Annotated in this window: 23 protein-coding genes; 10 read left to right on the forward strand and 13 right to left on the reverse strand. The window is 47.0% G+C overall.

The genetic code is table 11. The features are described 5' to 3' along the window. Positions 1-15: 15 nt before the first annotated feature. Both EIZ48_RS05390 and EIZ48_RS05395 read left to right on the forward strand, forming a co-directional pair. Positions 16-639 carry a histidine phosphatase family protein gene (locus tag EIZ48_RS05390; protein WP_160649075.1) on the forward strand — a complete coding sequence of 208 codons (624 nt, stop codon included), beginning with the start codon at positions 16-18 and terminating at the stop codon, positions 637-639. A gap of 10 nt (positions 640-649) precedes the next feature. Then, entirely contained in the window at positions 650-2,134 is a 1,485-nt protein-coding gene (locus EIZ48_RS05395; RefSeq protein WP_160649077.1) for a cobyric acid synthase, read from the forward strand. A 103-nt stretch (positions 2,135-2,237) separates the two neighbouring features. On the opposite strand, the gene EIZ48_RS05400 is transcribed toward EIZ48_RS05395, so the two are convergent. The 4 genes from EIZ48_RS05400 to EIZ48_RS05415 all read right to left on the reverse strand — a co-directional run bounded on the left by EIZ48_RS05400 (position 2,238) and on the right by EIZ48_RS05415 (position 5,597). Next, positions 2,238-3,152, reverse strand: a complete 915-nt coding sequence (locus EIZ48_RS05400; protein WP_160649079.1) for an amino acid ABC transporter permease — start codon at positions 3,150-3,152, stop codon at positions 2,238-2,240. Between the two features lie 3 nt (positions 3,153-3,155). Then, positions 3,156-3,965, reverse strand: coding sequence for a transporter substrate-binding domain-containing protein (locus EIZ48_RS05405; protein ID WP_160649081.1), 810 nt, complete (start codon positions 3,963-3,965; stop codon positions 3,156-3,158). A gap of 39 nt (positions 3,966-4,004) precedes the next feature. Next, positions 4,005-4,745 carry an amino acid ABC transporter permease gene (locus EIZ48_RS05410; RefSeq protein ID WP_160649083.1) on the reverse strand — a complete coding sequence of 247 codons (741 nt, stop codon included), beginning with the start codon at positions 4,743-4,745 and terminating at the stop codon, positions 4,005-4,007. Positions 4,746-4,838: 93 nt separating this feature from the next. After that, positions 4,839-5,597 (reverse strand): amino acid ABC transporter ATP-binding protein, encoded by a 759-nt coding sequence (locus EIZ48_RS05415; RefSeq protein ID WP_160649084.1) that lies wholly within the window; start codon positions 5,595-5,597, stop codon positions 4,839-4,841. 332 nt (positions 5,598-5,929) lie between these two features. Here EIZ48_RS05415 and aroG point away from each other — a divergent pair, with 332 nt between their 5' ends. Further along, positions 5,930-6,982, forward strand: a complete 1,053-nt coding sequence (aroG, locus tag EIZ48_RS05420) for a 3-deoxy-7-phosphoheptulonate synthase AroG (RefSeq protein ID WP_160649085.1) — start codon at positions 5,930-5,932, stop codon at positions 6,980-6,982. Positions 6,983-7,057: 75 nt separating this feature from the next. Here aroG and EIZ48_RS05425 read toward each other — a convergent pair whose 3' ends face one another. Beyond that, positions 7,058-7,576: a DUF4136 domain-containing protein gene (locus tag EIZ48_RS05425; RefSeq protein WP_160649086.1), complete on the reverse strand. Its 519-nt coding sequence runs from the start codon at positions 7,574-7,576 to the stop codon at positions 7,058-7,060. Between the two features lie 147 nt (positions 7,577-7,723). Between EIZ48_RS05425 and EIZ48_RS05430 the strand changes: the two genes are divergently transcribed. Together EIZ48_RS05430 and arsB are read left to right on the forward strand one after the other, a co-directional pair. After that, positions 7,724-8,032 (forward strand): ArsR/SmtB family transcription factor, encoded by a 309-nt coding sequence (locus tag EIZ48_RS05430; protein WP_160649087.1) that lies wholly within the window; start codon positions 7,724-7,726, stop codon positions 8,030-8,032. Between the two features lie 78 nt (positions 8,033-8,110). Beyond that, the gene (gene arsB, locus EIZ48_RS05435; protein ID WP_160649088.1) at positions 8,111-9,160 is read left to right on the forward strand and encodes an ACR3 family arsenite efflux transporter; all 1,050 of its coding nucleotides are present in this window, start codon (positions 8,111-8,113) and stop codon (positions 9,158-9,160) included. Positions 9,161-9,238: 78 nt separating this feature from the next. Here the strand turns inward: arsB and EIZ48_RS05440 are convergent, their stop codons facing one another. Next, positions 9,239-9,424, reverse strand: a complete 186-nt coding sequence (locus EIZ48_RS05440) for a hypothetical protein (protein WP_075767407.1) — start codon at positions 9,422-9,424, stop codon at positions 9,239-9,241. Between the two features lie 170 nt (positions 9,425-9,594). Then, entirely contained in the window at positions 9,595-10,572 is a 978-nt protein-coding gene (locus EIZ48_RS05445; protein ID WP_160649089.1) for a zinc-dependent alcohol dehydrogenase family protein, read from the reverse strand. A gap of 147 nt (positions 10,573-10,719) precedes the next feature. Between EIZ48_RS05445 and EIZ48_RS05450 the strand changes: the two genes are divergently transcribed. Both EIZ48_RS05450 and EIZ48_RS05455 read left to right on the forward strand, forming a co-directional pair. Then, positions 10,720-11,598 (forward strand): LysR family transcriptional regulator, encoded by an 879-nt coding sequence (locus EIZ48_RS05450; RefSeq protein ID WP_160649090.1) that lies wholly within the window; start codon positions 10,720-10,722, stop codon positions 11,596-11,598. Positions 11,599-11,705: 107 nt separating this feature from the next. Next, a complete protein-coding gene (locus EIZ48_RS05455; RefSeq protein WP_160649091.1) occupies positions 11,706-12,200 on the forward strand; it encodes a hypothetical protein in 495 nt (164 codons plus the stop codon). On the opposite strand, the gene EIZ48_RS05460 is transcribed toward EIZ48_RS05455, so the two are convergent. Beyond that, entirely contained in the window at positions 12,193-13,599 is a 1,407-nt protein-coding gene (locus EIZ48_RS05460; RefSeq protein ID WP_160649092.1) for a hypothetical protein, read from the reverse strand. The genes EIZ48_RS05455 and EIZ48_RS05460 overlap by 8 nt on opposite strands. Before the next feature lie 248 nt (positions 13,600-13,847). On the opposite strand from EIZ48_RS05460, the gene EIZ48_RS05465 reads away from it, so the two are divergent. From EIZ48_RS05465 to EIZ48_RS05475, 3 genes are all read left to right on the forward strand, one after another. Further along, the gene (locus tag EIZ48_RS05465) at positions 13,848-14,654 is read left to right on the forward strand and encodes a crotonase/enoyl-CoA hydratase family protein (protein ID WP_160649093.1); all 807 of its coding nucleotides are present in this window, start codon (positions 13,848-13,850) and stop codon (positions 14,652-14,654) included. A gap of 147 nt (positions 14,655-14,801) precedes the next feature. After that, a complete protein-coding gene (locus EIZ48_RS05470) occupies positions 14,802-15,371 on the forward strand; it encodes a rhomboid family intramembrane serine protease (RefSeq protein WP_160649095.1) in 570 nt (189 codons plus the stop codon). A gap of 45 nt (positions 15,372-15,416) precedes the next feature. After that, entirely contained in the window at positions 15,417-15,755 is a 339-nt protein-coding gene (locus tag EIZ48_RS05475; RefSeq protein WP_160649097.1) for a DUF1840 domain-containing protein, read from the forward strand. Between the two features lie 25 nt (positions 15,756-15,780). On the opposite strand, the gene EIZ48_RS05480 is transcribed toward EIZ48_RS05475, so the two are convergent. From EIZ48_RS05480 to EIZ48_RS05500, 5 genes are all read right to left on the reverse strand, one after another. Then, positions 15,781-16,422, reverse strand: coding sequence for a DJ-1/PfpI family protein (locus EIZ48_RS05480; protein WP_160649098.1), 642 nt, complete (start codon positions 16,420-16,422; stop codon positions 15,781-15,783). A 109-nt stretch (positions 16,423-16,531) separates the two neighbouring features. Continuing rightward, positions 16,532-18,067, reverse strand: a complete 1,536-nt coding sequence (locus EIZ48_RS05485; protein ID WP_160649100.1) for a YfcC family protein — start codon at positions 18,065-18,067, stop codon at positions 16,532-16,534. Between the two features lie 348 nt (positions 18,068-18,415). Beyond that, a complete protein-coding gene (locus tag EIZ48_RS05490; protein ID WP_160649102.1) occupies positions 18,416-20,326 on the reverse strand; it encodes a bifunctional metallophosphatase/5'-nucleotidase in 1,911 nt (636 codons plus the stop codon). Positions 20,327-20,570: 244 nt separating this feature from the next. Next, positions 20,571-20,921, reverse strand: coding sequence for a putative quinol monooxygenase (locus EIZ48_RS05495; protein ID WP_160649104.1), 351 nt, complete (start codon positions 20,919-20,921; stop codon positions 20,571-20,573). 73 nt (positions 20,922-20,994) lie between these two features. After that, on the reverse strand, positions 20,995-21,543 hold the full coding sequence (locus EIZ48_RS05500; RefSeq protein ID WP_160649105.1) for a hypothetical protein: 549 nt from the start codon (positions 21,541-21,543) through the stop codon (positions 20,995-20,997). Positions 21,544-21,567 lie beyond the last annotated feature (24 nt).

A 21,567-nucleotide genomic window follows, 5' to 3' on the forward strand; every position in this document is an offset into this window, starting at 1 on the left:
GGATAGGGCGGGATAATGAATCAGACGTCAACGACCCGTATCGACATTTTGCGACATGGTTTACCAGAAGGCGACGGTTGTCTGCGGGGACATACAGATTTCCCGATTACCACGGAAGGTTTGGCGCAAATGCATGCTGCTGTTGAGGGACTACATGATGTTGAGCAGGTTCTCTCATCACCTTTGCAGCGTTGCCATGATTTTGCCAAATTGTTTGCCTCAAATTTATCGTTACCGCTTGAGCAATGTCCTGACTGGAAAGAGATGAACTTTGGTCGCTGGGATGGTCAGAGTCGTGAAAGCCTGTGGCAAACAGAGCGAGAGCTGTTGAGCAATTATTGGAAAGATCCCTGGCAATCAACCCCGCACGGTGGCGAGACATTACAGGAGTTTGACAGGCGGGTGGTAAGAGCCTGGCAAGCCTTGCTAAGTCGCTATCAAGGCAAACGCATCTTGCTGGTTACCCATGGTGGTGTCATGAAGCAGTTGCTCCGTATTTTGTTCGATATGCCTGAAAGTGCCAGCTATCTGCAACGAATCGATTTACCTTATGCGGCGCATTACCGTGTCACAGTGTATCGCGATGAAAATGGCGAGTATTGGCCGCAAGTGCAGTGGCCGGTGCAGCAGCAATATTAGTGAGAAGAAAATGCAATTAACAACTCAGGCACTTATGGTGCAGGGAACGACATCGGATGCCGGTAAAAGTGTGCTGGCTGCTGGCCTGTGCCGGGTTTTGGCGAGAAAAAGTATCAAGGTCGCTCCTTTTAAATCGCAGAATATGGCGCTCAACAGCGCCGTTACCAAAGACGGTGGTGAAATAGGCCGGGCGCAGGCGGTTCAGGCTCAGGCTTGCTGTATTGAGCCGACGGTCCATATGAATCCGGTCTTGTTAAAGCCCAATACGGATATTGGTGCCCAGGTCATTGTGCAGGGCAAGGCGCTGGCCGATATGGATGCGGTTGGCTATCACGGCTATAAAAAAGTGGTGATGGGACCGGTGATGGAGTCGTTTGGCCTGTTGCAGTCTGAGTTCCAAACTGTGATTGTCGAAGGGGCCGGAAGTCCTGCTGAGATAAACCTGCGTGAAAATGATGTGGCCAATATGGGTTTTGCCGAAAAGGCGGATATCCCGGTTATCATCATTGCTGATATTGACCGTGGCGGGGTTTTTGCTCATCTGTACGGTACACTTGCTTTGTTGTCTGAATCGGAACAGGCCCGCGTTAAAGGTTTTGTTATCAACCGCTTTCGAGGTGATATCAAGCTTCTGGAATCTGGCCTTGATTGGCTGGAAGAAAAAACGGGGAAACCTGTTTTGGGAGTGCTGCCATATTTGCACGGTTTGATGCTGGAAGCTGAGGATGCGATTAACGTGCAGCAGGTTGAGGCCGCCGAGCAGCAGCTCAATGTCGTTGTTCCTGTTCTCACCCGTGTTAGCAATCATACGGACTTTGATCCGCTTCGCATGCATCCCCAGGTCAACTTGCAGTTTGTCGGCAAGGGCGAGCCTATGCCTCCGGCGGATCTTATTATTCTACCGGGTACGAAGAGTGTCCGGAGTGACTTGGCTTTCTTGCGCGAACAGGGTTGGGATAAACAAATAGCCCGTCATGTGCGCCTTGGCGGAAAGCTAATGGGCATTTGTGGTGGCTACCAGATGCTCGGTGAACACATTGCCGATCCTCATGGTATCGAAGGCGCAGCGGGTGAAAGTCAGGCACTAGGGTATTTGCAAACTGCCACTGTGCTAGCACCGGAAAAGCAGCTCAAGCAAACAAGGGGTCAGTTACAACTGCCGGGACAGGAACCTGTTGCGGTTCGTGGTTATGAGATCCATGCTGGTGTGACACAAGGAGTCAGTGCCGATGCTCCGGTGCAGTTAGTGGATGGTCCCGATGGCCAATTGGGTATCGACAATCAGGTATTTGGTACCTACTTGCACGGTATCTTCGAGCAGAAAGAAGCCTGTGACGCCATTCTGCGCTGGGCTGGCCTAGAGGCAACCCAAACGCCTGATTTTGATCAGATGCGGGAGCAAGGGATCGACCGCGTTGCAGATACGATTGAACAGTATATGGATCTTGCCAAGCTTTGGCCTGAGTGGGCAGGCAAGTTTGCCACACCGGAGTAATTCCGCATTTCCAAGATGTCGATTCATTTCTGAGTGATATTTATAAAGCCCTTGAGACGACTGTCTTCAAGGGCTTTTTCATTAGTAAGGTTGTAGGAGCTGATTAGCGTTGTTTGTGTTTCAGTGTGTGTACTTCGAGTTTGCTAAATAGCAAGGACAAGCCGAGGCAAAGAAATAAGTAACCCGCACCGACCAAAAGCCAAATCTCGAAAATTAAGCCTGACGAGTTGGCAATTTCACTACCGACGAAGGTCAGTTCCTGAATTGATATCAGAGAGATAATGGATGAGTCTTTCACCAGAGAGATAAACTGTCCGGCCAGAGGTGGAACGATACCAGACAGCGCTTGCGGAAAAATTACATCACGAAAACGGTGCCAGCGGGAAAGCCCTAGGGAGTCCGCGGCTTCCCATTGTCCTTTGGCAATTGCATCAATACCAGATCGAACTATTTCGGCAATATAGGCAGCAGCGATCAGCCCGACACAAAGTATACCTGAGAACAGGTTTTCCCAAAGTTTGGCAGGGCCAAACAGAAATTGCTGCAGAGCATTAATCTCATTGCTTTGGTGCCTTAGTACCGCTTCAAGGCCAAGCGCAGGGACTAGCTGGCTGGAAATGAAAAAGTAGAAGATAAATACAAACACCAACGGGGGAATGTTGCGTATCAGCTGGATATAAGCCTGAGCCGGCAGCCTCAGAATCATCAACGGAGAGCGACGGGCCAACCCCAGAATCAAGCCAAGAATACCGGCAAACAGCATTCCCCATAGGCTCAGCCTAATGGTGGCGATAAATCCTTGGATGAAATAGGGTAGATCGCCATTTTTCCCGTTGGAGAAAATGAGCTCAAAGGCTTTGTCCCAGTTCCACTGATAGTGAATGCCAGCCGATGACCGGTACCATAACCAGCCGATGAAACTACCGACGATCACGATTAACAGTAGATCCAGTGTGTTCAACCGGGTCAGAGTCGGGAGAGAGCCTCCCGACAGTTTGTTTGCTTTACTCTGTGACAAGCGTTATTGCCCTTCTGCAATTTGGTTTTGCCAGTCAAGCGTGGTGAACCAGTAGTCATGACGCTCTTTTAGCCAGCCATCTTCGGTACGGAGTAAGATCCAGTTGTTGAAGAAATTCAGCAGATCAAACTCACCATGGCGAATCGCAAAGGCTTCAGAACCTCTGCTCAGGCGCTCAGAAAGAGGAATATAGAGCTTGTCATTGTATTGAATCGACATCTGCTCAGGTTTTGGTGACGAGGCGAGAACGGCGTGTGCATTACCGTTCAGCACTTCTTGAAACGCCTGGGCATCATCGTCAAATTGGCGTAGCTTAGCCTTCGGAAAGTATTTCTTGGCTGTCTGCACAGTGAAAGCACCGCGACGAACGGCAAGGGTTACACTGCGTTTGTTGTAGTCCGCGATAGCGATTTTGCCTGCCGCTTTCTCTTTGTGCGCAGCTAATTGGACTCCCGAGTGGGCGTATGGCGATGTGAACAGTACACTCATGTTACGGGCTGGGGTGATCGACATGCCACCGATAATGACATCGAACTTACCCGCAAGTAGTGCCGGGATAATGCCGTCCCAGGCAGTCGGAATGAACTCAATTTTCAGGCCTGCATCTTCGGCTAATCTGCGGGCGACATCCACTTCAAACCCGACTAGCTCACCTTGTCTATCGCGCATTGCCCATGGTACGAAGGTGGACAATCCAACACGCAACGTACCGCGTTCTTTGATTTCAACCAGTGTACTTTTATCAGCAGCGAGCGCAGACGGCCCTGCTAGTAGTAAAAATACAGCAAGGCATGCTGTTATCAGACGTTTCATGCTTCCTTTCTCCATTTGTTGTAGTAGTAGATAGCTAAATTAGTGCTCAGGGACATTGAGCTTGTGTTCAAGCCAGGCGGCAAAGCCGGATAGCACCAGGGTGACGCATAGATAAATGCCCGCGACAGAGAACCATACTTCAAACGGCATGGCGGTATCTGCGACGATATTCCTCCCTTCTGTCGTGAGGTCAAAAATCGCCATCACACTGACAATGGATGAGTTCTTGACCAGAGACACCGCCTCGTTAGTCAGCGGCGGCAGGACTTTTTTGATCACCTGAGGCAGGATGACAAAGCGATAGCTATCGCTGTGTGACAGTCCCAGGCTCTGGCTGGCCTCGAATTGGCCTCTTGCGATGCTGTTCAGGCCTGCGCGGAATATCTCAGCGGTATAGGCTCCCTGAAATAAAGACAGTGCCAGAACGGCGGTGGTAAAACGCTCTAGTCCGAGTACCGGTCCGAACACAAAATACAGCAGGTAAATTTGCACTAGAAGCGGAGTATTTCGGATAAGCTCGATATAGCCGCGAGCCAGGCCTCTGCCGATGATGGAGTCGGACATTCGGAGCAGAGCTGTTGTTAGCCCGATCGCCAATGTGCACACGAGGCTGACTGCCGATATTTTCAGCGTGACCAACAAGCCTTCCAGTAACTCGGCAGGAAACCATTCGCCATCTTCAAAAAACCACAGGTATTGGGGAATGCGGTACCATTGCCAGCGGTAGTTCATTGCCTCGGCTCCGCTGTTCAGCAGCCAATACAGGCCGAAGCCAACCATAGCCACCTGCAAAAAACCGGATAATACTGGTTTTAGGATTTTATACCCATTAACAGAGGGTGCTGTTGGGGAGTTTTGATCTAACTTCAAGGCTTAGTAACTCAGTATCTGTTCAAGGAATTGCTGGGTGCGAGCCTGGCAAGGTGTATCGAATAACTGGGCTGGCGGGGCGACTTCAACAATCTCACCCTCGTCCATAAAGACAACGCGGTCTGCTACTTGTCTTGCAAAACCCATCTCATGGGTGACGCACACCATGGTGATTCCCTCCGTGGCTAGCTCTTTCATCACATCGAGCACTTCTCTGATCATTTCCGGATCCAGCGCCGAAGTCGGTTCGTCAAAAAGCAAAATATCAGGCTTCATACATAGTGAGCGGGCGATAGCCACACGTTGTTGCTGACCACCAGAAAGCTGAGCCGGATACTTATTGGCCTGGTGTCCAATATGTACCCGATCCAGATACTCACGAGCGAGCTTTTCAGCGTCGGTTCTGGACATCTTCAGAGTGCGTCGTGGAGCGAGGGCCAGGTTGTCCAGCACAGTCATGTGCGGGAAGAGGTTAAAGTGCTGGAACACCATGCCAACCTGACCGCGGATGGTTTTTAAGTGCTTTTTATCAAGGGGGTGACCCGCGACAAGTAGCTCACCCGTGTTGTATTGTTCTAGTCCGTTGATGCAGCGGATCAGGGTTGATTTTCCCGACCCCGAAGGGCCGCAAATCACCAGGCGCTCACCACGTTCAATGGTCAGGTTTATATTCTTGAGGGCATGGAATTCGCCATACCATTTATCGACGTTTCGAAATGAAACGACTGTATTATCAGGCACCGTAGTGACCTCGAAAATCATAAGTTGTTGTTCATATGCTATTGCTTTTACAAATTATTTTCAAAGTGATAGCACTCAAAAGACAAAATAAGCTGTTTCATTGAAATACCCTTTGCTTGAATTTTGAGCAGGACTGCGGTGGTAATAATTCGGCAGAGTGAAATTTCGTAGCAATATTGTGCTATCTCATCTCGATAGAGTGAAAAATGTGTAATTAAATTTCAAATAGCGTTTGCACTACTGCTATTAAGGCGATAAGTTAAAGTCAATGGGATGTGAGATTTACTGTCAACGATCTCTGTACATTTTAGTTTACATGTTGACAGGTGATAGTAATACGGGAAGTAATAAGCATGCATAAAACAGATGACGTACGCATTCGCGAGATTAAAGAACTTTTACCACCAGTTGCAGTATTGGAGCGTTTTCCGGCAACTGAAAATGCATCTGAAACTGTGTTTCAGGCACGTCAGTCGATCCACAATATCTTGAATGACGAAGATGACCGTTTACTCGTCATCGTAGGCCCTTGTTCGATTCACGATACCGAAGCGGCACTTGAGTACGGTAAGAAACTCAAGTCACTTCGTGAAGAACTGAAAGGCGAGCTGGAAGTGGTCATGCGTGTGTATTTTGAAAAGCCGCGTACTACCGTTGGCTGGAAGGGCCTGATTAATGACCCGTATATGGATGGAAGTTTTCAGCTAAACGACGGTCTTCGTATCGGGCGTAAACTACTGCTTGATTTGACCGATATGGGTGTACCGACTGCCGGTGAATTCCTGGATATGATCACGCCACAGTATATGGGTGATCTGATCAGCTGGGGAGCAATCGGTGCACGGACTACCGAATCTCAGGTTCACCGTGAGCTGGCTTCAGGCCTGTCTTGTCCGGTTGGTTTCAAGAACGGTACTGACGGTAACATCAAAATTGCTACCGACGCGATTGGCTCGTCAAGTGCGCCTCATCACTTCCTGTCAGTGACCAAGTATGGTCATTCAGCTATCGTATCAACGGCGGGCAATGAAGACTGCCATATCATTCTTCGTGGCGGTAAAGAGCCGAACTACAGTGCTGAACATGTAAACGCGATTACCGATCAGCTAGATAAAGCGGGTCTGCGCCAAAAAGTGATGATCGACTTTAGCCACGCTAACAGTTTGAAGCAGTTCCAGCGCCAGCTGGTGGTTTCTGAAGATGTGGGCAGTCAGATTGCTGATGGCAATGATGCTATTTTCGGCGTTATGATTGAAAGTCATTTGGTTGAAGGACGTCAGGATATTGTTGACGGTAAAGTGGCTACCTATGGTCAGAGTATTACCGATGCATGCATTGGCTGGGCTGATACGGAAAAAGTGCTTCGCCAACTGGCAAGTGATGTCAGCAAGCGCCGTCAGAAGTAACTAATAACTGAATTGAGAACAACAAAGGCCTGATAGACAATCAGGCCTTTTGTGTTAGGGGCCTTGTGTCGATAATCACTGAGGCGGATAGTTTTTAAACATCTCGACAACTTGCTCGTCTATAAATTCATCTCTCGATTTTGATGTCATTGTTTCCGTGAGTTTGCGCTGTGATATCGATCGCCAGACAATTTTATTGTTGTCATTATCGATCAGTTCGACGACTAACTTGCCATACCGGTATTCGCGATACTGCGATGGGCTGGTATAGGCCACTCCGACGTTCCGGTGTCTGTAACCAAAGCCGAGGGTGGTACCGTAAGAGCGGAAATCAGATTGCTGCTGTATATAGTGCTTCACGGTGAGATCGGCTGCACTGGGTTCAGCAGTAAGTCCTTTGTTATCAAGCTGCGCAGTGATGGCATTTTCGACTCGTGAGGAGTCAAGGGTGATCACAGTGCTAGCAGGAGAAGAGGCAAACTGATAGGTTTTGAATTGGTAGTAGTTAACTTGGGTATCATAGTCTGTGGCGACATCGGCGCTACAACCAACTATGGCGACGCTGATCAAGACTGGACGAAGGAAAGACAACATCGCTAGTATCCTTTGATAACGCTACATCACCAATTATAGCAAAGCCGATCACGCTTCCTGGCCCTTGTATCTGAGTGACTTTTAGATTGACAGTGACTTTTCTTAATTCTATCATCGTCATTCGACGATGAACGAAGGGTATAGTAAATGGCTTGTGTCACGGCATTAGACGGCATTGAAATCGATGAAGCAAAAGAACTTGCGCTAGCGAGTCTATCGAAGGCTCTGTCGCACCCGGCCCGAGTTCGTATTCTGAGGATCCTGACCCGGCAGCAAGGTTGCCTGAACAGCGATCTTGTCGGTGAACTGGGTTTGGCACAGTCGACTGTTTCTGAACATCTGCGGATTTTGAAGGCTGCCGGTCTGGTGATTGCAGAGCCGAAACCACCAAGAACCTGTTTTACGGTAAACCAGGAAAAGCTAGAAGAATTTCGAGGGTTGCTGTCGTATTTATAGAGGTTGGCCATCACGAATGGCCTTTTTTTAACAACAATGTATCGTCAATCGACGATTGGCTATGCGAGTGATGAAAGCATGGGTATTTTTGAACGTTTTCTAAGTATATGGGTAGGGCTCGGCATGCTAGCGGGCTTGATTGGTGGTTCGCTGTTCCCTGGCGTTTTTTCTTTTTTGGGCGGATTACAGTATGCCCAGATCAATTTGGTCATTGCGGTGCTGATTTGGTTGATGATCTACCCGATGATGATGCAGGTTGATTTTAAATCGGTTCGTGATATACACCGTCGGCCAAAAGGGCTGATCATTACTATTACGGTGAACTGGTTGATCAAGCCTTTCACTATGGCTTTGCTTGCTATGTTGTTCATGCGTTATGTATTTGGTGACTGGATTTCGCCATCATTAGGTGAAGAGTACATTGCTGGCATGATCTTGCTTGGGGTAGCGCCTTGTACCGCGATGGTGTTTGTCTGGAGCCAGCTAACGAAAGGTGATGCAAACTATACGGTTGCCCAGGTAGCGATTAATGATTTGATCATGGTAGTTGCTTTTGCACCGATTGCTGCATTCTTGCTGGGAGTTACCGATGTCACTGTTCCTTGGGATACATTATTGCTGTCGGTAAGTTTGTTTGTGGTTATTCCGCTAGTTGCCGGTGCACTAACGCGTCAGCTTGTTCGCAACAAGGCTAAGCTGGATAAGCTCTCTGCAACAATGAAGCCGTTTTCAATTATGGGTTTGGTGGGTACCGTTATTCTGCTATTTGGCTTTCAGGCGCAGACTATTCTAGATAACCCGGTTGATATTGTATTGATTGCCATTCCATTACTCATACAGACGTACCTTATTTTCGCGGTGACTTACTTTTGGATGAAGAAGTGGAAACAACCACATTGTGTTGCTGCACCTGGCAGTATGATTGGAGCATCTAACTTCTTTGAGCTGGCAGTTGCCGTGGCAATCAGTTTGTTTGGTATTCACTCTGGTGCCGCCCTGGCGACTGTAGTGGGTGTGCTTGTAGAAGTGCCGGTTATGCTCTCGCTGGTGGCTTATGCTAATAGAACAAGGAGCCAGTTTACATCTGACATGGACTCGAGCTATAAACCAGTTCATAAGCCTGACTGACGTTAATTTAGCAATATTTCTGTAGTTCAATTATCCAAGGCCTCTTATTCCAGATAAGAGGTCTTTTCTTATGTCTGGTTATTTTCTTTGCAACCTGAAACCGTCGTTGAATTCAATTGAGCGAACTTCTCGGATCCGGATATCGTGGAGCACTTTATTGCTGTGGGGAAATTGGCAATAAATCGCAAATTCTTTATGCAACCCGTTATCAACAAACGCATCTAAAATATCTTTAGTGTCTGCGATGAGTACTTTGTCTTCCATTTTATCGGCCCAGCTGTTGCACTTAAATTCAGTGTAGGGAGCCTGGAACAGAAGAAATGTGTTAACTCTGAGACGCGGGAATTAAGGCGACGATAAACATGTTCAATAAGGCCGCCTCTTGTTATTACAGCGTCATGTAGCATCGTAATTGCGGCCTTTCGGATATCAGCTTATGCCGTTAATACCACCTTTCCGACAGCTTGACCCGACTCCAGACGTTGATGGGCTGCTGATACCTCCCAGATAGAATGGTGTGAGTCATCGATCAGTGGTTTGATTGCTCCGTTATCAACCAGCTCGGCCATCTGTGTCAGGATCTCACCGTGTGAACGGCGGTTAAGCCCATGTACAAGCGGGATAAGCATGAGCACACTGTGAAAGCTCAAGCTTTTAAGGGCTACCTGCAGCACATCATTGATTGGCAACGTGGTTGCAACGGAACCGTTATATTGGGCGGCCTCGAAGCTGCGTTGAATGTTCTCGCCTGCAATCGTGTCAAAAACAGCATCAAATCCATTGCCGCCAGTATATTGGGAGACGTAGCTTTGTACATCTTGCTCCGCCACGTTCACCAGATTGTCGGCCCCCAATGTTGCTGCCGTCTCAAGATTGCGCGGTAATGTTGTGGCGGTAACCGTTGCACCAAGGTGCTTGGCTAGCTGGATTGCAATATGTCCGACACCGCCTGTAGCACCATGGATAAGCACGTTTTTCCCCGGCTCAACTTTGAGTTTATCGACCAAGGCTTCCCAGGCAGTAATAGATACCAGTGGAAGTGCAGCCGCTTCACGCATACTCAGAGAGGACGGTTTTAGCGCCATTAAATCAGCGTCGACCAACATGTATTCGGCAAGGGCACCGTCTGTTCCTGCAATGCCACCGGCACAGCCATAGACTTCGTCGCCGACCTTGAAGTTCGTTACGCCGTCACCCACTTCCGCAACAATGCCAGCGACATCACCATGTAAGATTTCCGGTAAGTTTGCAGACCAAGGGGTCTCGGCAGAGCGCAACATGGTATCAAGTGGATTAACACTCGTTGCCTTTACAGCAATAACCATATGTCCCGTCTTGGCCTGTGGCTTTTCTCGTTCAACCTGCTGAAAAATATCGCTGTTACCCAGGGATTTGATGACCATTGCTTTCATAATACGTTCCTTTTGAAACTTAGTGTTTAAGTTGACGTCATCATAATTATTGCTCTTATAGCTAGCAATATGGCAATGGTAAATACACTTTTGTCTTTTGTGCAAAGGTGGTTTAATGTACTGAAAGTTTGAATATCAAGGTTCGATATGATCACCCGATTGCAATATTTTAACTGCGTAGTAGAAACAGGTAGTATTTCAGAGGCTAGCCGAGTATTCGATGTGCAGCCCTCATCGATATCTCGCCAGATAGCAACGTTAGAACAAGAGCTTGGTGTGAGGCTGTTAAATCGTACCACCCGTAACCTGGGACTCACCGAGGCAGGCCAGCGTTACTATGATTATTCGCAGCGCATCGTTGCCGAGCTTGATGAGGCGAAGCGAGCTGTTAACGATTTGCAGCAAAGTCCGAAAGGGCGGCTAAGAGTCAGTATGACGGTTGGATTTGGCGAGTCTGTCATCTTGCCACTGATACCAGACTTTCTAGCTATGTATCCAGATATTGACATAGATTTGGAACTCACTGAGCGGGTCGTTGATTTGGTTGAAGAAAATACAGACGTGGCAATACGTAGCGGCCGCTTGCCAGATTCAACCATGATAGCCAAAAAGCTGCTAGCCAATAATTTCTTGTTGTGTGCCAGCCCGGAATATTTGGCTAACCGAGGAACGCCAGACTCACCCCAGGCGCTCAGTAATCATCAGTGTATTCGATATGGTTATGCGGGGTGGCGAGAGTGGTATTTGATGGAAGCGCCCATCAAGCGGCTCGATATCGGCAGTGCCATAACGGTAAATACGGTGAACGGACAAAAGCAGTTGTTGCTCAGCCATGCCGGTCTCGCGTTGATGCCGCTGTGGGCGGTACAACAAGAATTGCACAGCGGTGAACTAATTAACGTGATGCCACAACATACCTTCAGCCCCTATGACGTAATGAGTTCTACTTATGCTATATACCTAAAGCGTGAGCTGGTATCTCCAAAAATCCGGGTGTTTCTCGACTATTTGAGCCGCCATATCTGATGGTGCAGGATTCAGTATTCCGGTGCCTTTGGGTATATGCTTAGTAACATGCTTGCGTGAAGATAGACGATGGCATGGTGCGATGGCGGCTAGGGGTATTGCTGAATATGAGTAAAACCAAGATCTTGTTTGTTTTTGCATGTGTATTTACGGCATCGTGTATAAGTGATCTTTATTCGAAGCCGATCCCCAATATATCTGATGATATTTCAACAATCTCTGAACAGTTTGTGAAAGCGACCCGTGGTGGTGTACTCGATGTGACAGCAGTTATTCCAGGTAAGGTATATCATCCGCGTGATGGTTACATCAGTTATGAACGTTTTTGGTGTATTGATGAAGAAAAAGGATCTGTGGAAGAATATATCGAGTTAATGGCACAGGTCTGTAAATTGAAAGATGGTGTTTTCAAAGGGGAGTGGTGTGTGTCGCAGAATCATCACCTGCCTTTGTTTAGTGCCACGATCGAGCAAAACGGCACCACCTGTACAGGCGGAGATCTCACAACCATTATTCACAATAGGGAGCCGATTTCTTCAGCAACAGCCAGTGAATGGTTGATAACCGCCGAAGCCTTTGGTTTCGAACGGGAGGTTAAATAGCCCAACGTTGTTTTAGCTTACCACTTACCACATCGATCAGTGATTGGGTGCTGAGGGACAATCCAGTACTGTTTTTGTTAATTATTTCAGGGTTTTGGCTGTGTTTTGTCAGGTCGTAGCTAAGAAATTGTTTGATATCGTTGAAATAGAAAATCACACCGGTGGCGTCACTTTTATTTGGGATCGAGAAATACCCAGATGAAGAGACGGTAAAGGAAAGCTCGTATGGATACTGGTGGATGATTTTTTCGGCATACGCATGGGTAAATCGCTGTTTGATATCCGCTGACTGATAAAGGTTTGCGAAGGGCTCAAGAGGAGAAACAGATAAGTTGAGCTTGCGAATAAATGCCTCGGATTGTGTGTCAATGCGCAGGTTTTCATCGAGAAAAGCTAAGTTGAGTATTTCGTCCCGTTGTTGCTCGATATGGACCAGTTCTTGTTGGTAGCGGTGAAGCAGCAGTGCCGATTCACGTTCGTTGAGATAAGTTTTTTCTCTTAGTGCTCGTCGGGCCTGCGCAAGTTGGTAGTTTAGGTTATCGGGAAAATGTTGTGTGTTATTTGCCGTATCAAAGTAGCCATTCAGTTCGGTCATCGCATGCCATATATCAGCTGCATAGCTATCAATCACTTTCGATGCCTTGTCTTTCAAAGAGTCAGGAAAGGGGGCTAGCAACTGATCACGGTTAATGTATACACAGTTCGTTGTGACTGTTGTCAGGAGATCTGACATCCCATGATATTGACGACAAATGCCATGTGGCCGGTTGTCAAAACTGAAACTGAGTTCATCTATTAGCTTGATGCTGGAATCATGGTTATTGATGGTGCGCTGTAATGCTTGACGAAATGCCGCTGAGAGTTGGTTATATCGACTAGATTGAGATTTTACCTTTGCTTCAAGTGAGTTAACTCTCTCTTGATAAGTGATCTCAGACGTTTCTAAAAAGTGAATCTTATTGCTCAGTTCATATATTGAATGGCGATAGTTCTTGAGATCTTTGTCGATTTGCCGCTGCATTCCTACTGCTATTGCGTCAACGTTATTGAGATAACTGAGATAACGTTTTTGGGATTTATCCAGAGCTATGATGAATGAAGCCGCTTCAGGCAGGCTTGTTTTCTTGAACATAGCCTTTAACTCGGCGAGATCACCAAGAAAGTTATCGTGTTGCAACCAATGGTGTTCGAGCAGATGAGAAGAAAGCGTATGAATATGACTGTACTCTTCAGGAACCGATAATGGGCTGTGTTGTTTTGTTACGATAAGACCTGAAATAGCAACTTCTTGATTGTATGGATCGATATTCAATGAAGCAAGATCGAGTTGGTTTTCAGTTTTGCATGCCGCCAGACCGTAAATGGCTGTAACCACGCATAACTTTTCAATAACATTCATATCTACTGAAACCTGGTTGATTTTGTTCTTGTTTTCGGAGGAGTGTACCGAGAAAATATCAATATGCAATTGATTTATATTGTTGTTTTAAATGGTGGGCAACAATCGCCCAATATGCTGTTGTTTCTGGTATAACTCGGCTCGGAGAAATAATTTTTGTCAATGGCATCAGTTATCCTGCTTAAAAGTTAGTCTTTTGTTTTCTTTGTGTTAAATTTAACTGGACGGACCAGATAAGGGTATTATTCATGAATTGGAACAAATTGGAAGTGACAGAAGAGCAGGGCATTGTGACGGTGGCGCTAAATCGGCCGGAAAAGTTAAATGCGTTGGATATGGAAATGTTTCGTGAACTGGATGCGGTCAGTAAGCAGCTGAGAAAAAGAAAAGATATCCGCGCTGTGATCCTGACCGGAAACGGAGGAAGCTTTAGTAGCGGGCTGGATATAAAAAGTGTCGCGACATCTAAAAGTAAGGCTTTGCGATTATTGGCAAAAATTTTGCCTGGGAATGCCAATTTAGCACAAAGGGTATCTCGGAATTGGCGCCAGATCCCTGTCCCGGTTATCGCAGTTATAGAAGGGCGTTGCTACGGCGGTGGACTGCAAATTGTGATGGGGGCGGATTTCAGGTTTGTGACTCCCGACAGCGAGCTCTCTATTATGGAAGTCCGCTGGGGGCTGGTTCCGGATATGGCCGGGTTACTGTCGTTAAGAGAGGTGGTGCCTAAAGATGTTGCGATGCGGCTTACCATGACCGGTGAGATTGTCTCTGGTGAACAAGCGCAACAACTCTCATTAGTCACCGATGTCAGCGATAATCCGATGGCTGCAGCCAAGGCTTTTTGTCGTCAGATCTCGAAAGCCTCTCCGGATGCCCTGGCTGCCATCAAACATACAACAAACCGCTGCTGGACGGGCAGTGAGCGTAACTTGTTGGCAAGAGAAACGTTTAGCCAAATACGACTGCTACTTGGGCGTAATTTCTTTATCGCCGGAAAGCGTCAGCGCTCCAAGAACAACATAGACTACCAGCACCGCCAATCGTTTTGGTAAGCCGCATCACAGCGGGGAGCTACTTGATATTGAAGCCATTCGTTTAGCCGGAATACCCAGGCATCTTGAGGTAGTTTGGGTATAATTCACTGAATCAGATAGAAAAACGCCTTATACTAATAGTATGAAACTTTTGAGGGCGAGCTATTGAGACAAAGTGATAAAGACTCACTAATACTGATTGGCTTTATTTGTTTGTTCACCACTGCGATACATATTGCCAATGTGTTCTTTCGTGGTCAGCTGAATGATTACGGGCTATTGCCAAGGCATTTTAGCCACTTCACTGGTATTGTTGCTTACCCCTTCCTGCACGGCTCATGGGCTCATCTCATAAGTAATTTGGTTTCCTTCTCGGTATTGGGTTACCTGGTATCCCGTTCTGGTTTAGCGCGCTTGATCGCGGTGTTTATGATCAGCTGGGTCGGGAGCGGTGTCGGGGTTTGGATTTTTGGCCGGATGCATTTTCATGTCGGACTCAGCGGTATTATTTATGGTTTGTGGGCTTATTTGCTGGTCTACGCCGTTATGTACCGTAGCCTTAAATCGATAGCAATTGCGGTAATTGTGATGTTTTTATACGGCTCAATGGTGTGGGGATTTATTCCGGCTCATAGCTGGGTAAGCTATGAGAGCCATTTCTTTGGCGCATTGGCGGGCGTTTTGGCAGGTTTCATTTTTGCTCGACGTGATAAACAAAGGGAAATCGTCACTTAGTTGGGTGTTTGGTAATAAAACGATAGATTAAATATTGGAGCGAATATGTTAGTGACTTTTAGTTGCAAGGTGAGCGGCAATGTTGTCATGTTTGGTGATGTAGCAAAACAAATGCTGAGAATGATGGGACAGTGCGAGAATATTCCCGGTGCGATTGACGCTGAGCATATTTCGGTGGCACTTTCCAATCTGGAGCAGGCGGCGGGCCGAATACATCAGTTAGAACTTGATTCCCGGGAGCACGGCGAACTACAGGAGCAGGAAGTCGACGCGTGTGATGAGCAAGATGTTGAGCCTGTGATTAGCCTGAATACACGTGCCTTGCCTCTTATCGATATGCTGAAAGCGGCAGAAAAAGAGCAGTGCTACATCATGTGGGAGTAACTGCCTTTACCGCAATATCATGGTGCTAATGAACAACATGAAGGGGAGCAAAAGGATCATCACTGGGATCGTTGATCCAGATATATTCAGCCTCTATTGCGGTTTTACGAGCAGTTTCCTCATCAAGCAGTTGTGCGATTACCGCCAGAGACAGATCGATGCCAGCCGAGACACCGGATGAGGTGAACACTCTGCCGTCTTTGACCCAACGGGCCACAGGGTACCAGTTGATATCGCTGCCAATACCGGTAACCCAACGATAACGCTTTTTGTTTGTTGTGGCTGCTTTATCTTTTAGTATGCCGGCCTGCGCCAGCAAAGCAGCCCCTGTTCCGACCGAGCAAATGTAACTGGCATTGCTGCTTTGCTGTTGGAGCCAGTCAATCAGTAATGTATTGGTTATTGCCTGCTCTGCGCCCTCGCCACCGGGAACCAATAAGATGTCTGTTTTATGCGAGTTATAAATACTGAAGTCTGCAACTAGTTTGGGACCTTGTCTACTGGCTACCGGACGACCTAGTTGGGAGACAAACTGAATGTCAAAATGATCGGGTAGGGTGCCAAACATTTCCAGCGGACCTGAAACTTCCAGCAAATCGAATTGGTCATAGAGCAATACCGTGATTGTAAATTGCGGTATCGATGGGACAGACTGGCTTTCTGACATAGTTATCCAATAAAATTAATCGCTCGGTAGTTAAAGCATAGTGAATAATTATGGCTCACTCTCAATCCAAAAGTATGAATTGAGAGTGATAGATGATGTCGAGGCGGGATTAAATATAAACGCTGATTAACAAGGTAGCGGCTGCCATCGCAACGAGAATACCAAGCAGCGGCATAACAAACCGTAACCATTTATCGAAGGTCACATTCACCATAGCCAGTGAAGCGAGTACCAAACCGGTAGGCGTAATAAAGGCCATGAGCCCCATGCCAAATTGATACGAGCTGACAATGTTGTCACGCGGAATACCGACCACATCGGCCAATGGTGCCATGATAGGCATCGACAGCACTGCCAAACCTGATGAAGAAGGTACAAAGAACGACACGCCAGCAAACAGGAACATCATGACAACAATGAACAGACCTTTATCCATGCCTTCAACCATCGAGGCACTGGCATGCAGAATGGAGTCACTGATCATGCCGCCATCCATCAATACCGTTACACCTCGGGCAATCGCAATAATGAGTGCGACACCCAGCAAGTCATTGGCACCCTGAATAAACTCGCGGACAAACTCTTTTTCCGGGATCCTGTCAACCAGGGCAATAATGATGGAAGAAACGAAGAACAAGGTAGTCATTTCTTCAAACCACCAGCCTAGGCTGGATACACCGTATACCATAATGAAGAAGGTACTGGCGAACAGAGTCAGAATAATTGAGTGACGTTTTTCCAGCTTAGTGGCCGATGCGTTGGTATCGATGTTTTTCAGGAAACGTTCTTCAATTTCTTTTTTCTGGTTATAGATCAGAGATTGGGTTGGATCTGCTTTTACCTTTTGTGCGTAGCGGATGATATACACCATGCAGACAACGGTGCCGGCAATTAACAATGCCATGCGTGACCCTAAGCCAAGGGTCCAGTTGATACCGGCTGCGTTAGAGGCAATGATGGTACTGAACGGGTTAACCGTCGAGCACATTGTACCGATGGAAGAACCAAGATAAATCGCGGCGAGGGCCACAATAGCGTCATAGCCAGCGGCAATAAAAATGGGAACGAGAATAGGGTAGAAGGCAATGGTCTCTTCAGCCATACCAAAGCTTGTACCGCCCAGGGCTATTAAGGCTGTCACTATTACAATGAGCCATTTTTCACGCCCTGTCATGACTTGTGACAGGCGGTTGATACCGGAGCCAAATGCACCGGAGTGGTTGACGATGCCGATAAAACCACCAATCACAAGAACAAAGAACACGACATCAATAGACTGATACATGCCTTGAATCGGGGCCTGGAATAAATCCATGATCCCTTGCGGATTCGGATCGACAGTGGTGTAGGAGTTAGGTATACCTACTGGCTTATAAATGTCACCGTTGACGAATTTTTCCAGATCAGCCTTAATGCCGACACTGTCTAGTGTTTCCTGTGTCGCGGGCAGTGTCTCTGTCTGGCCATCTGCATAGGTGATCATAAAACTATCACCTTCGTAGGACAGCTTGTTGTAGACACCGGCATCTACAAACCAAGTCAGCATTGCCACCAGCGCGGCAACACAAAACAGTACTGTATATGCGGAAGGAAAGCTGAGCTTTTTCTTTGTCGGTCTGTCGACAGTAGTTCCATCGGTACTCATAACAACCCCTTTGTTAATTAGATTTGAATTTGAATAATCAACCTGGCTTCTTATCTGGTTATAATTGTGAAAAATGGATAGTTGAACTGCTTTTGTTGTTTGTTTTTGGGATTTTATTGTAAGTTTGTATTAAAAAACGGCCAAATATCACAATTAGATTATTTCGTGTGCTAAGTGCTGAATATTTGAGACTGCGAGCAAACTTTAAACACCTGTCGGCATTGAAATAGGAGATGTAATGAATTGACTTGAAAGTGAAAAGTTGATGTGGCGGCGATTGTTGATTGAATAGCGAGCACAAAAAAGCCTCCGTTTTCACGGAGGCTTGTAGTCATTATTTTATACGTTTTAGGCTTTATTTAGAGCTTTGGCAATAATAAGTTCCCGCTCAATCTGTTCTTTAACGGCCGCTTCAGTGCTACTGCTTAGCTTTTGCTCCATTTGGGCAACATAACGCTTGAATTCATCGTTAGTCGTAAATATCTTATCTTTTACGTTAATGGATGCCGTGTTGGTATAGCGGCCATTTTTGCTGCTCGGTACCGAAATTTTACCTTCGTTGATAAGCGCTTTAACAATGTTGCGCTCTTTCTCAAAGCCTTCCAGTCCGCTCAGTGCCCAACGGTGCATTGGCTTGCCTTCGTACTTGCCGTTCTTCACTTCGGTTAGATAGCGAATGGTCAGGTTACGAATTGTGCCAGCGTCTTCGCCGTATTCTTCTTCAGTATCGAACAGTACCGGGAAATCACGTCCTTCAAGTACACCGCCTGCTTTGGTGAGGTGTCCCATACGGTAGCTATTCATACCGATACGAATAGGCGTGGTGTCAGTGATCATGTTGCCATCGCTAAACTTCAGAGATTTGATTCGTTGACCAGCAGGTTCTGTCAGGTCAATGGTGTAGGTCACCCCGGCAAAGAAGTCATTGGTTGAATATTTTGATGAACGGCGCTCAGGGTTAAAGCTGTAGGTAACATCACCTTCTTTAATGCTATTAAAGTAACCGGCAGACCATTCCATGTAGGTCTTCAGCTCTTTGCCCGTCATTTCGTATACGGTGATTTCACCGCCGGCATATTGGTAGTTGTAGGCAATATCTTTCGCCTTGATTTTGCCTACATCCAGTTCGGCATTGTCGTTATCGATCTGCAGAGCGATAACATTGGCCTTAGGCGCATAGTACATGCTGGCTTCCTGGAAAAGCGTACTGATGCCTGTATCCTGAATGTGAACCTGAGGAATTCCCTTGATTTCATTCTCTGGCACCAGATCAACACCGGAAAGTTCAGCAATTACACGGTTTGCATTTTCACGTAGGCGCTTATGGTAAGGTGCATACAACTCTTCCATTTTCTCGTCGGAAGCCGTGCCTTTAATTTTGTAGGTGTAGCTGTCTTTGTTCACCAGCGTGAATTGGCCATTTCTTTCTTCGAACTGCAGATCGACACGGGAAAGGGCACGGCCGTATTTGTCCGGCTCGGTGATAATGACGCCGTTAATTGTAACCTTATCAATTCGAGTATGCATGTGACCGGCTACGATAGCATCGAGTTCCGGGTTGACCTTGGCAATGTCACGGACACCGGTTGCCTCGATGTTATTTTCATTGTCGATACCCATATGCGCGACAAGCACAATAGCATCGACTTTGTCGTCAATCTGCTTGATGACTTTTTTCACTTCGAGCGCCGGATTGGTAAACGTCATGCCTTGGAGACGGTTCGTACCTTCGGCAAATACTTGTGTCATTGGCGTATCCATACCAATGAAACCGATTTTAACACCTTGTTTTTCTATAATTTTGTATGCAGGCAGGAACGGGTTGCCATCAGGGCGCTTGATGTTACCGCCTAGCGACGTGCCCTTAAACTGAGTCAATGAACGATTAAGTACATTAAGGCCGAAGTCGAATTCGTGGTTGCCCAGTACCCAAATATCGTAGTCCATTTCGTTGAAGCCCAGCATCATAGGGTCAACCGGTTCGTCTTTGAATGTCTCGACGAAGTTACCTTGAATAGTGTCGCCGGCATCAACCAGGACCACATTGTCCTGTTTATCACGGATTGATTTTACCTTGGTGGCAATCTGGCTCAGGCTGCCGCGCATATTGAGTTTGTCACTGGCGTAGTCCCATGGCATGAAATGGCCATGAATATCTGAAGTACCAAGAATGGTGACATCAACGATGTCTCCATCTGCGGCAAAGGCCTGACCGGCAAGTGAGAGGCAGATGGCAGAGGCTAAGATATGTTTTTTCATCATTTAACTTAGTATTGTCATTGGAATTTAGTTGATGATTCTAAATCTAATACTTAGGGGCTAGAGTGACGGAGATCGCTAAAGTTATGCAATATGCATCTGTGTTTTATAAACTTGTGAGCGCTATCGCACATCACTTGGTTGAATAATGACAGTTCTGTCACTTAAGGGACTTTTAGAAAGAAAGGACAACTCATTTCAAGGTGAACTGATTTGCCCTGGCTATTAGGAAGGCTAAATTGGATTAGGCTAGTTTAGGTGCATCGTAGTTGCTTGGTTCGTCAGAATAAATACAGACATTCCATTTTTCGGCAGCCCCTGTTTCGGCTTCACAGTGCCGGGCAAAAAAGCCCTGAATTTCTTCGCGCTGGCAGTGTGCCTCGAAGGCCGCCATATCGGCCCATATCTCATTGAAAGCTATCGGGTATGACTCTCCGGGAGCGAAATCGCTTGGAATGTGGCGCGTAACAATATATTGGATACAGCCATCTTCTCGCAGGGTGTTTGGTTCCAAGGCTTGCAGGGCTTCGAACAGTTCCTGTTCGCGCCCGGCCTTGGGCTGGAACTGGGCAATACAATAGACTTTCTTAGACATCGTTGATTTCCTTATCACTTATAAACTGCAGTGCTTGCCGGTAAGCCCCAAAACGGACATGACAATAATAGACTTAAAACGGGTATCGTACCGAGAAAGCAAGCGTCTGATCGTTAACACCTTTAATCCGCCACTCTGCCCCCATAGAAAAAGCATCGCCAGTATGAAGGCGGGCATAGAGACTAAAGATGGTTATATCTTCCTCTGCAGCAATTACACCAACCTTTCCGCCAGTTTCAAGCTGGGGCATTATCCAGGCTGATAAGCCGAAGTTCAGCTCAGAAGCCAGGCGTCCCATCGATTTATCATTTTCTTCATTCTTGAAGGACAGCAACTTGACTTGCCCGTTTAAGTCGGTGAACTGGTTAACGGCGGCATGGAAACCTAATCCGGCACCGATGGTCCAGTCATTTTCAAAATGACTCTCGGCCTCGGCAATCATATGGGCATTGGGATGAATTTCCTGGCTACCTGCAATACCTAATCCCCCGGGACTTAGTGGCACACGAACTTCAAAATAATTGTAGGGGAAGTTGGCGGCGGCATTCGCTGCGGAGCTCAGGCCGGATGCGGCAAGAATAACTGCGCTGCACAGCAGTTTGGTAGGGGATAAGGCATTCATGGATCAGTGTCGTACTCTTTCGAA

Source organism: Photobacterium alginatilyticum (assembly GCF_009910675.1).
Taxonomy (GTDB): Bacteria; Pseudomonadota; Gammaproteobacteria; order Enterobacterales; family Vibrionaceae; genus Photobacterium; species Photobacterium alginatilyticum.

Excerpts from the sequence above, each read along its gene's own strand:
- EIZ48_RS05465 (WP_160649093.1), top strand. The coding sequence starts at position 13,848 with ATGAATTGGAACAAATTGGAAGTGACAGAAGAGCAGGGCATTGTGACG.
- EIZ48_RS05440 (WP_075767407.1), bottom strand. The coding sequence starts at position 9,424 with ATGGAAGACAAAGTACTCATCGCAGACACTAAAGATATTTTAGATGCG.
- EIZ48_RS05495 (WP_160649104.1), bottom strand. The coding sequence starts at position 20,921 with ATGTCTAAGAAAGTCTATTGTATTGCCCAGTTCCAGCCCAAGGCCGGG.
- EIZ48_RS05450 (WP_160649090.1), top strand. The coding sequence starts at position 10,720 with ATGATCACCCGATTGCAATATTTTAACTGCGTAGTAGAAACAGGTAGT.
- EIZ48_RS05415 (WP_160649084.1), bottom strand. The coding sequence starts at position 5,597 with ATGATTTTCGAGGTCACTACGGTGCCTGATAATACAGTCGTTTCATTT.
- EIZ48_RS05475 (WP_160649097.1), top strand. The coding sequence starts at position 15,417 with ATGTTAGTGACTTTTAGTTGCAAGGTGAGCGGCAATGTTGTCATGTTT.
- EIZ48_RS05485 (WP_160649100.1), bottom strand. The coding sequence starts at position 18,067 with ATGAGTACCGATGGAACTACTGTCGACAGACCGACAAAGAAAAAGCTC.
- EIZ48_RS05430 (WP_160649087.1), top strand. The coding sequence starts at position 7,724 with ATGGCTTGTGTCACGGCATTAGACGGCATTGAAATCGATGAAGCAAAA.
- EIZ48_RS05425 (WP_160649086.1), bottom strand. The coding sequence starts at position 7,576 with ATGTTGTCTTTCCTTCGTCCAGTCTTGATCAGCGTCGCCATAGTTGGT.
- arsB (WP_160649088.1), top strand. The coding sequence starts at position 8,111 with ATGGGTATTTTTGAACGTTTTCTAAGTATATGGGTAGGGCTCGGCATG.
- aroG (WP_160649085.1), top strand. The coding sequence starts at position 5,930 with ATGCATAAAACAGATGACGTACGCATTCGCGAGATTAAAGAACTTTTA.
- EIZ48_RS05390 (WP_160649075.1), top strand. The coding sequence starts at position 16 with ATGAATCAGACGTCAACGACCCGTATCGACATTTTGCGACATGGTTTA.
- EIZ48_RS05460 (WP_160649092.1), bottom strand. The coding sequence starts at position 13,599 with ATGAATGTTATTGAAAAGTTATGCGTGGTTACAGCCATTTACGGTCTG.
- EIZ48_RS05455 (WP_160649091.1), top strand. The coding sequence starts at position 11,706 with ATGAGTAAAACCAAGATCTTGTTTGTTTTTGCATGTGTATTTACGGCA.
- EIZ48_RS05480 (WP_160649098.1), bottom strand. The coding sequence starts at position 16,422 with ATGTCAGAAAGCCAGTCTGTCCCATCGATACCGCAATTTACAATCACG.
- EIZ48_RS05405 (WP_160649081.1), bottom strand. The coding sequence starts at position 3,965 with ATGAAACGTCTGATAACAGCATGCCTTGCTGTATTTTTACTACTAGCA.
- EIZ48_RS05410 (WP_160649083.1), bottom strand. The coding sequence starts at position 4,745 with ATGGTTGGCTTCGGCCTGTATTGGCTGCTGAACAGCGGAGCCGAGGCA.
- EIZ48_RS05445 (WP_160649089.1), bottom strand. The coding sequence starts at position 10,572 with ATGAAAGCAATGGTCATCAAATCCCTGGGTAACAGCGATATTTTTCAG.
- EIZ48_RS05500 (WP_160649105.1), bottom strand. The coding sequence starts at position 21,543 with ATGAATGCCTTATCCCCTACCAAACTGCTGTGCAGCGCAGTTATTCTT.
- EIZ48_RS05395 (WP_160649077.1), top strand. The coding sequence starts at position 650 with ATGCAATTAACAACTCAGGCACTTATGGTGCAGGGAACGACATCGGAT.
- EIZ48_RS05490 (WP_160649102.1), bottom strand. The coding sequence starts at position 20,326 with ATGAAAAAACATATCTTAGCCTCTGCCATCTGCCTCTCACTTGCCGGT.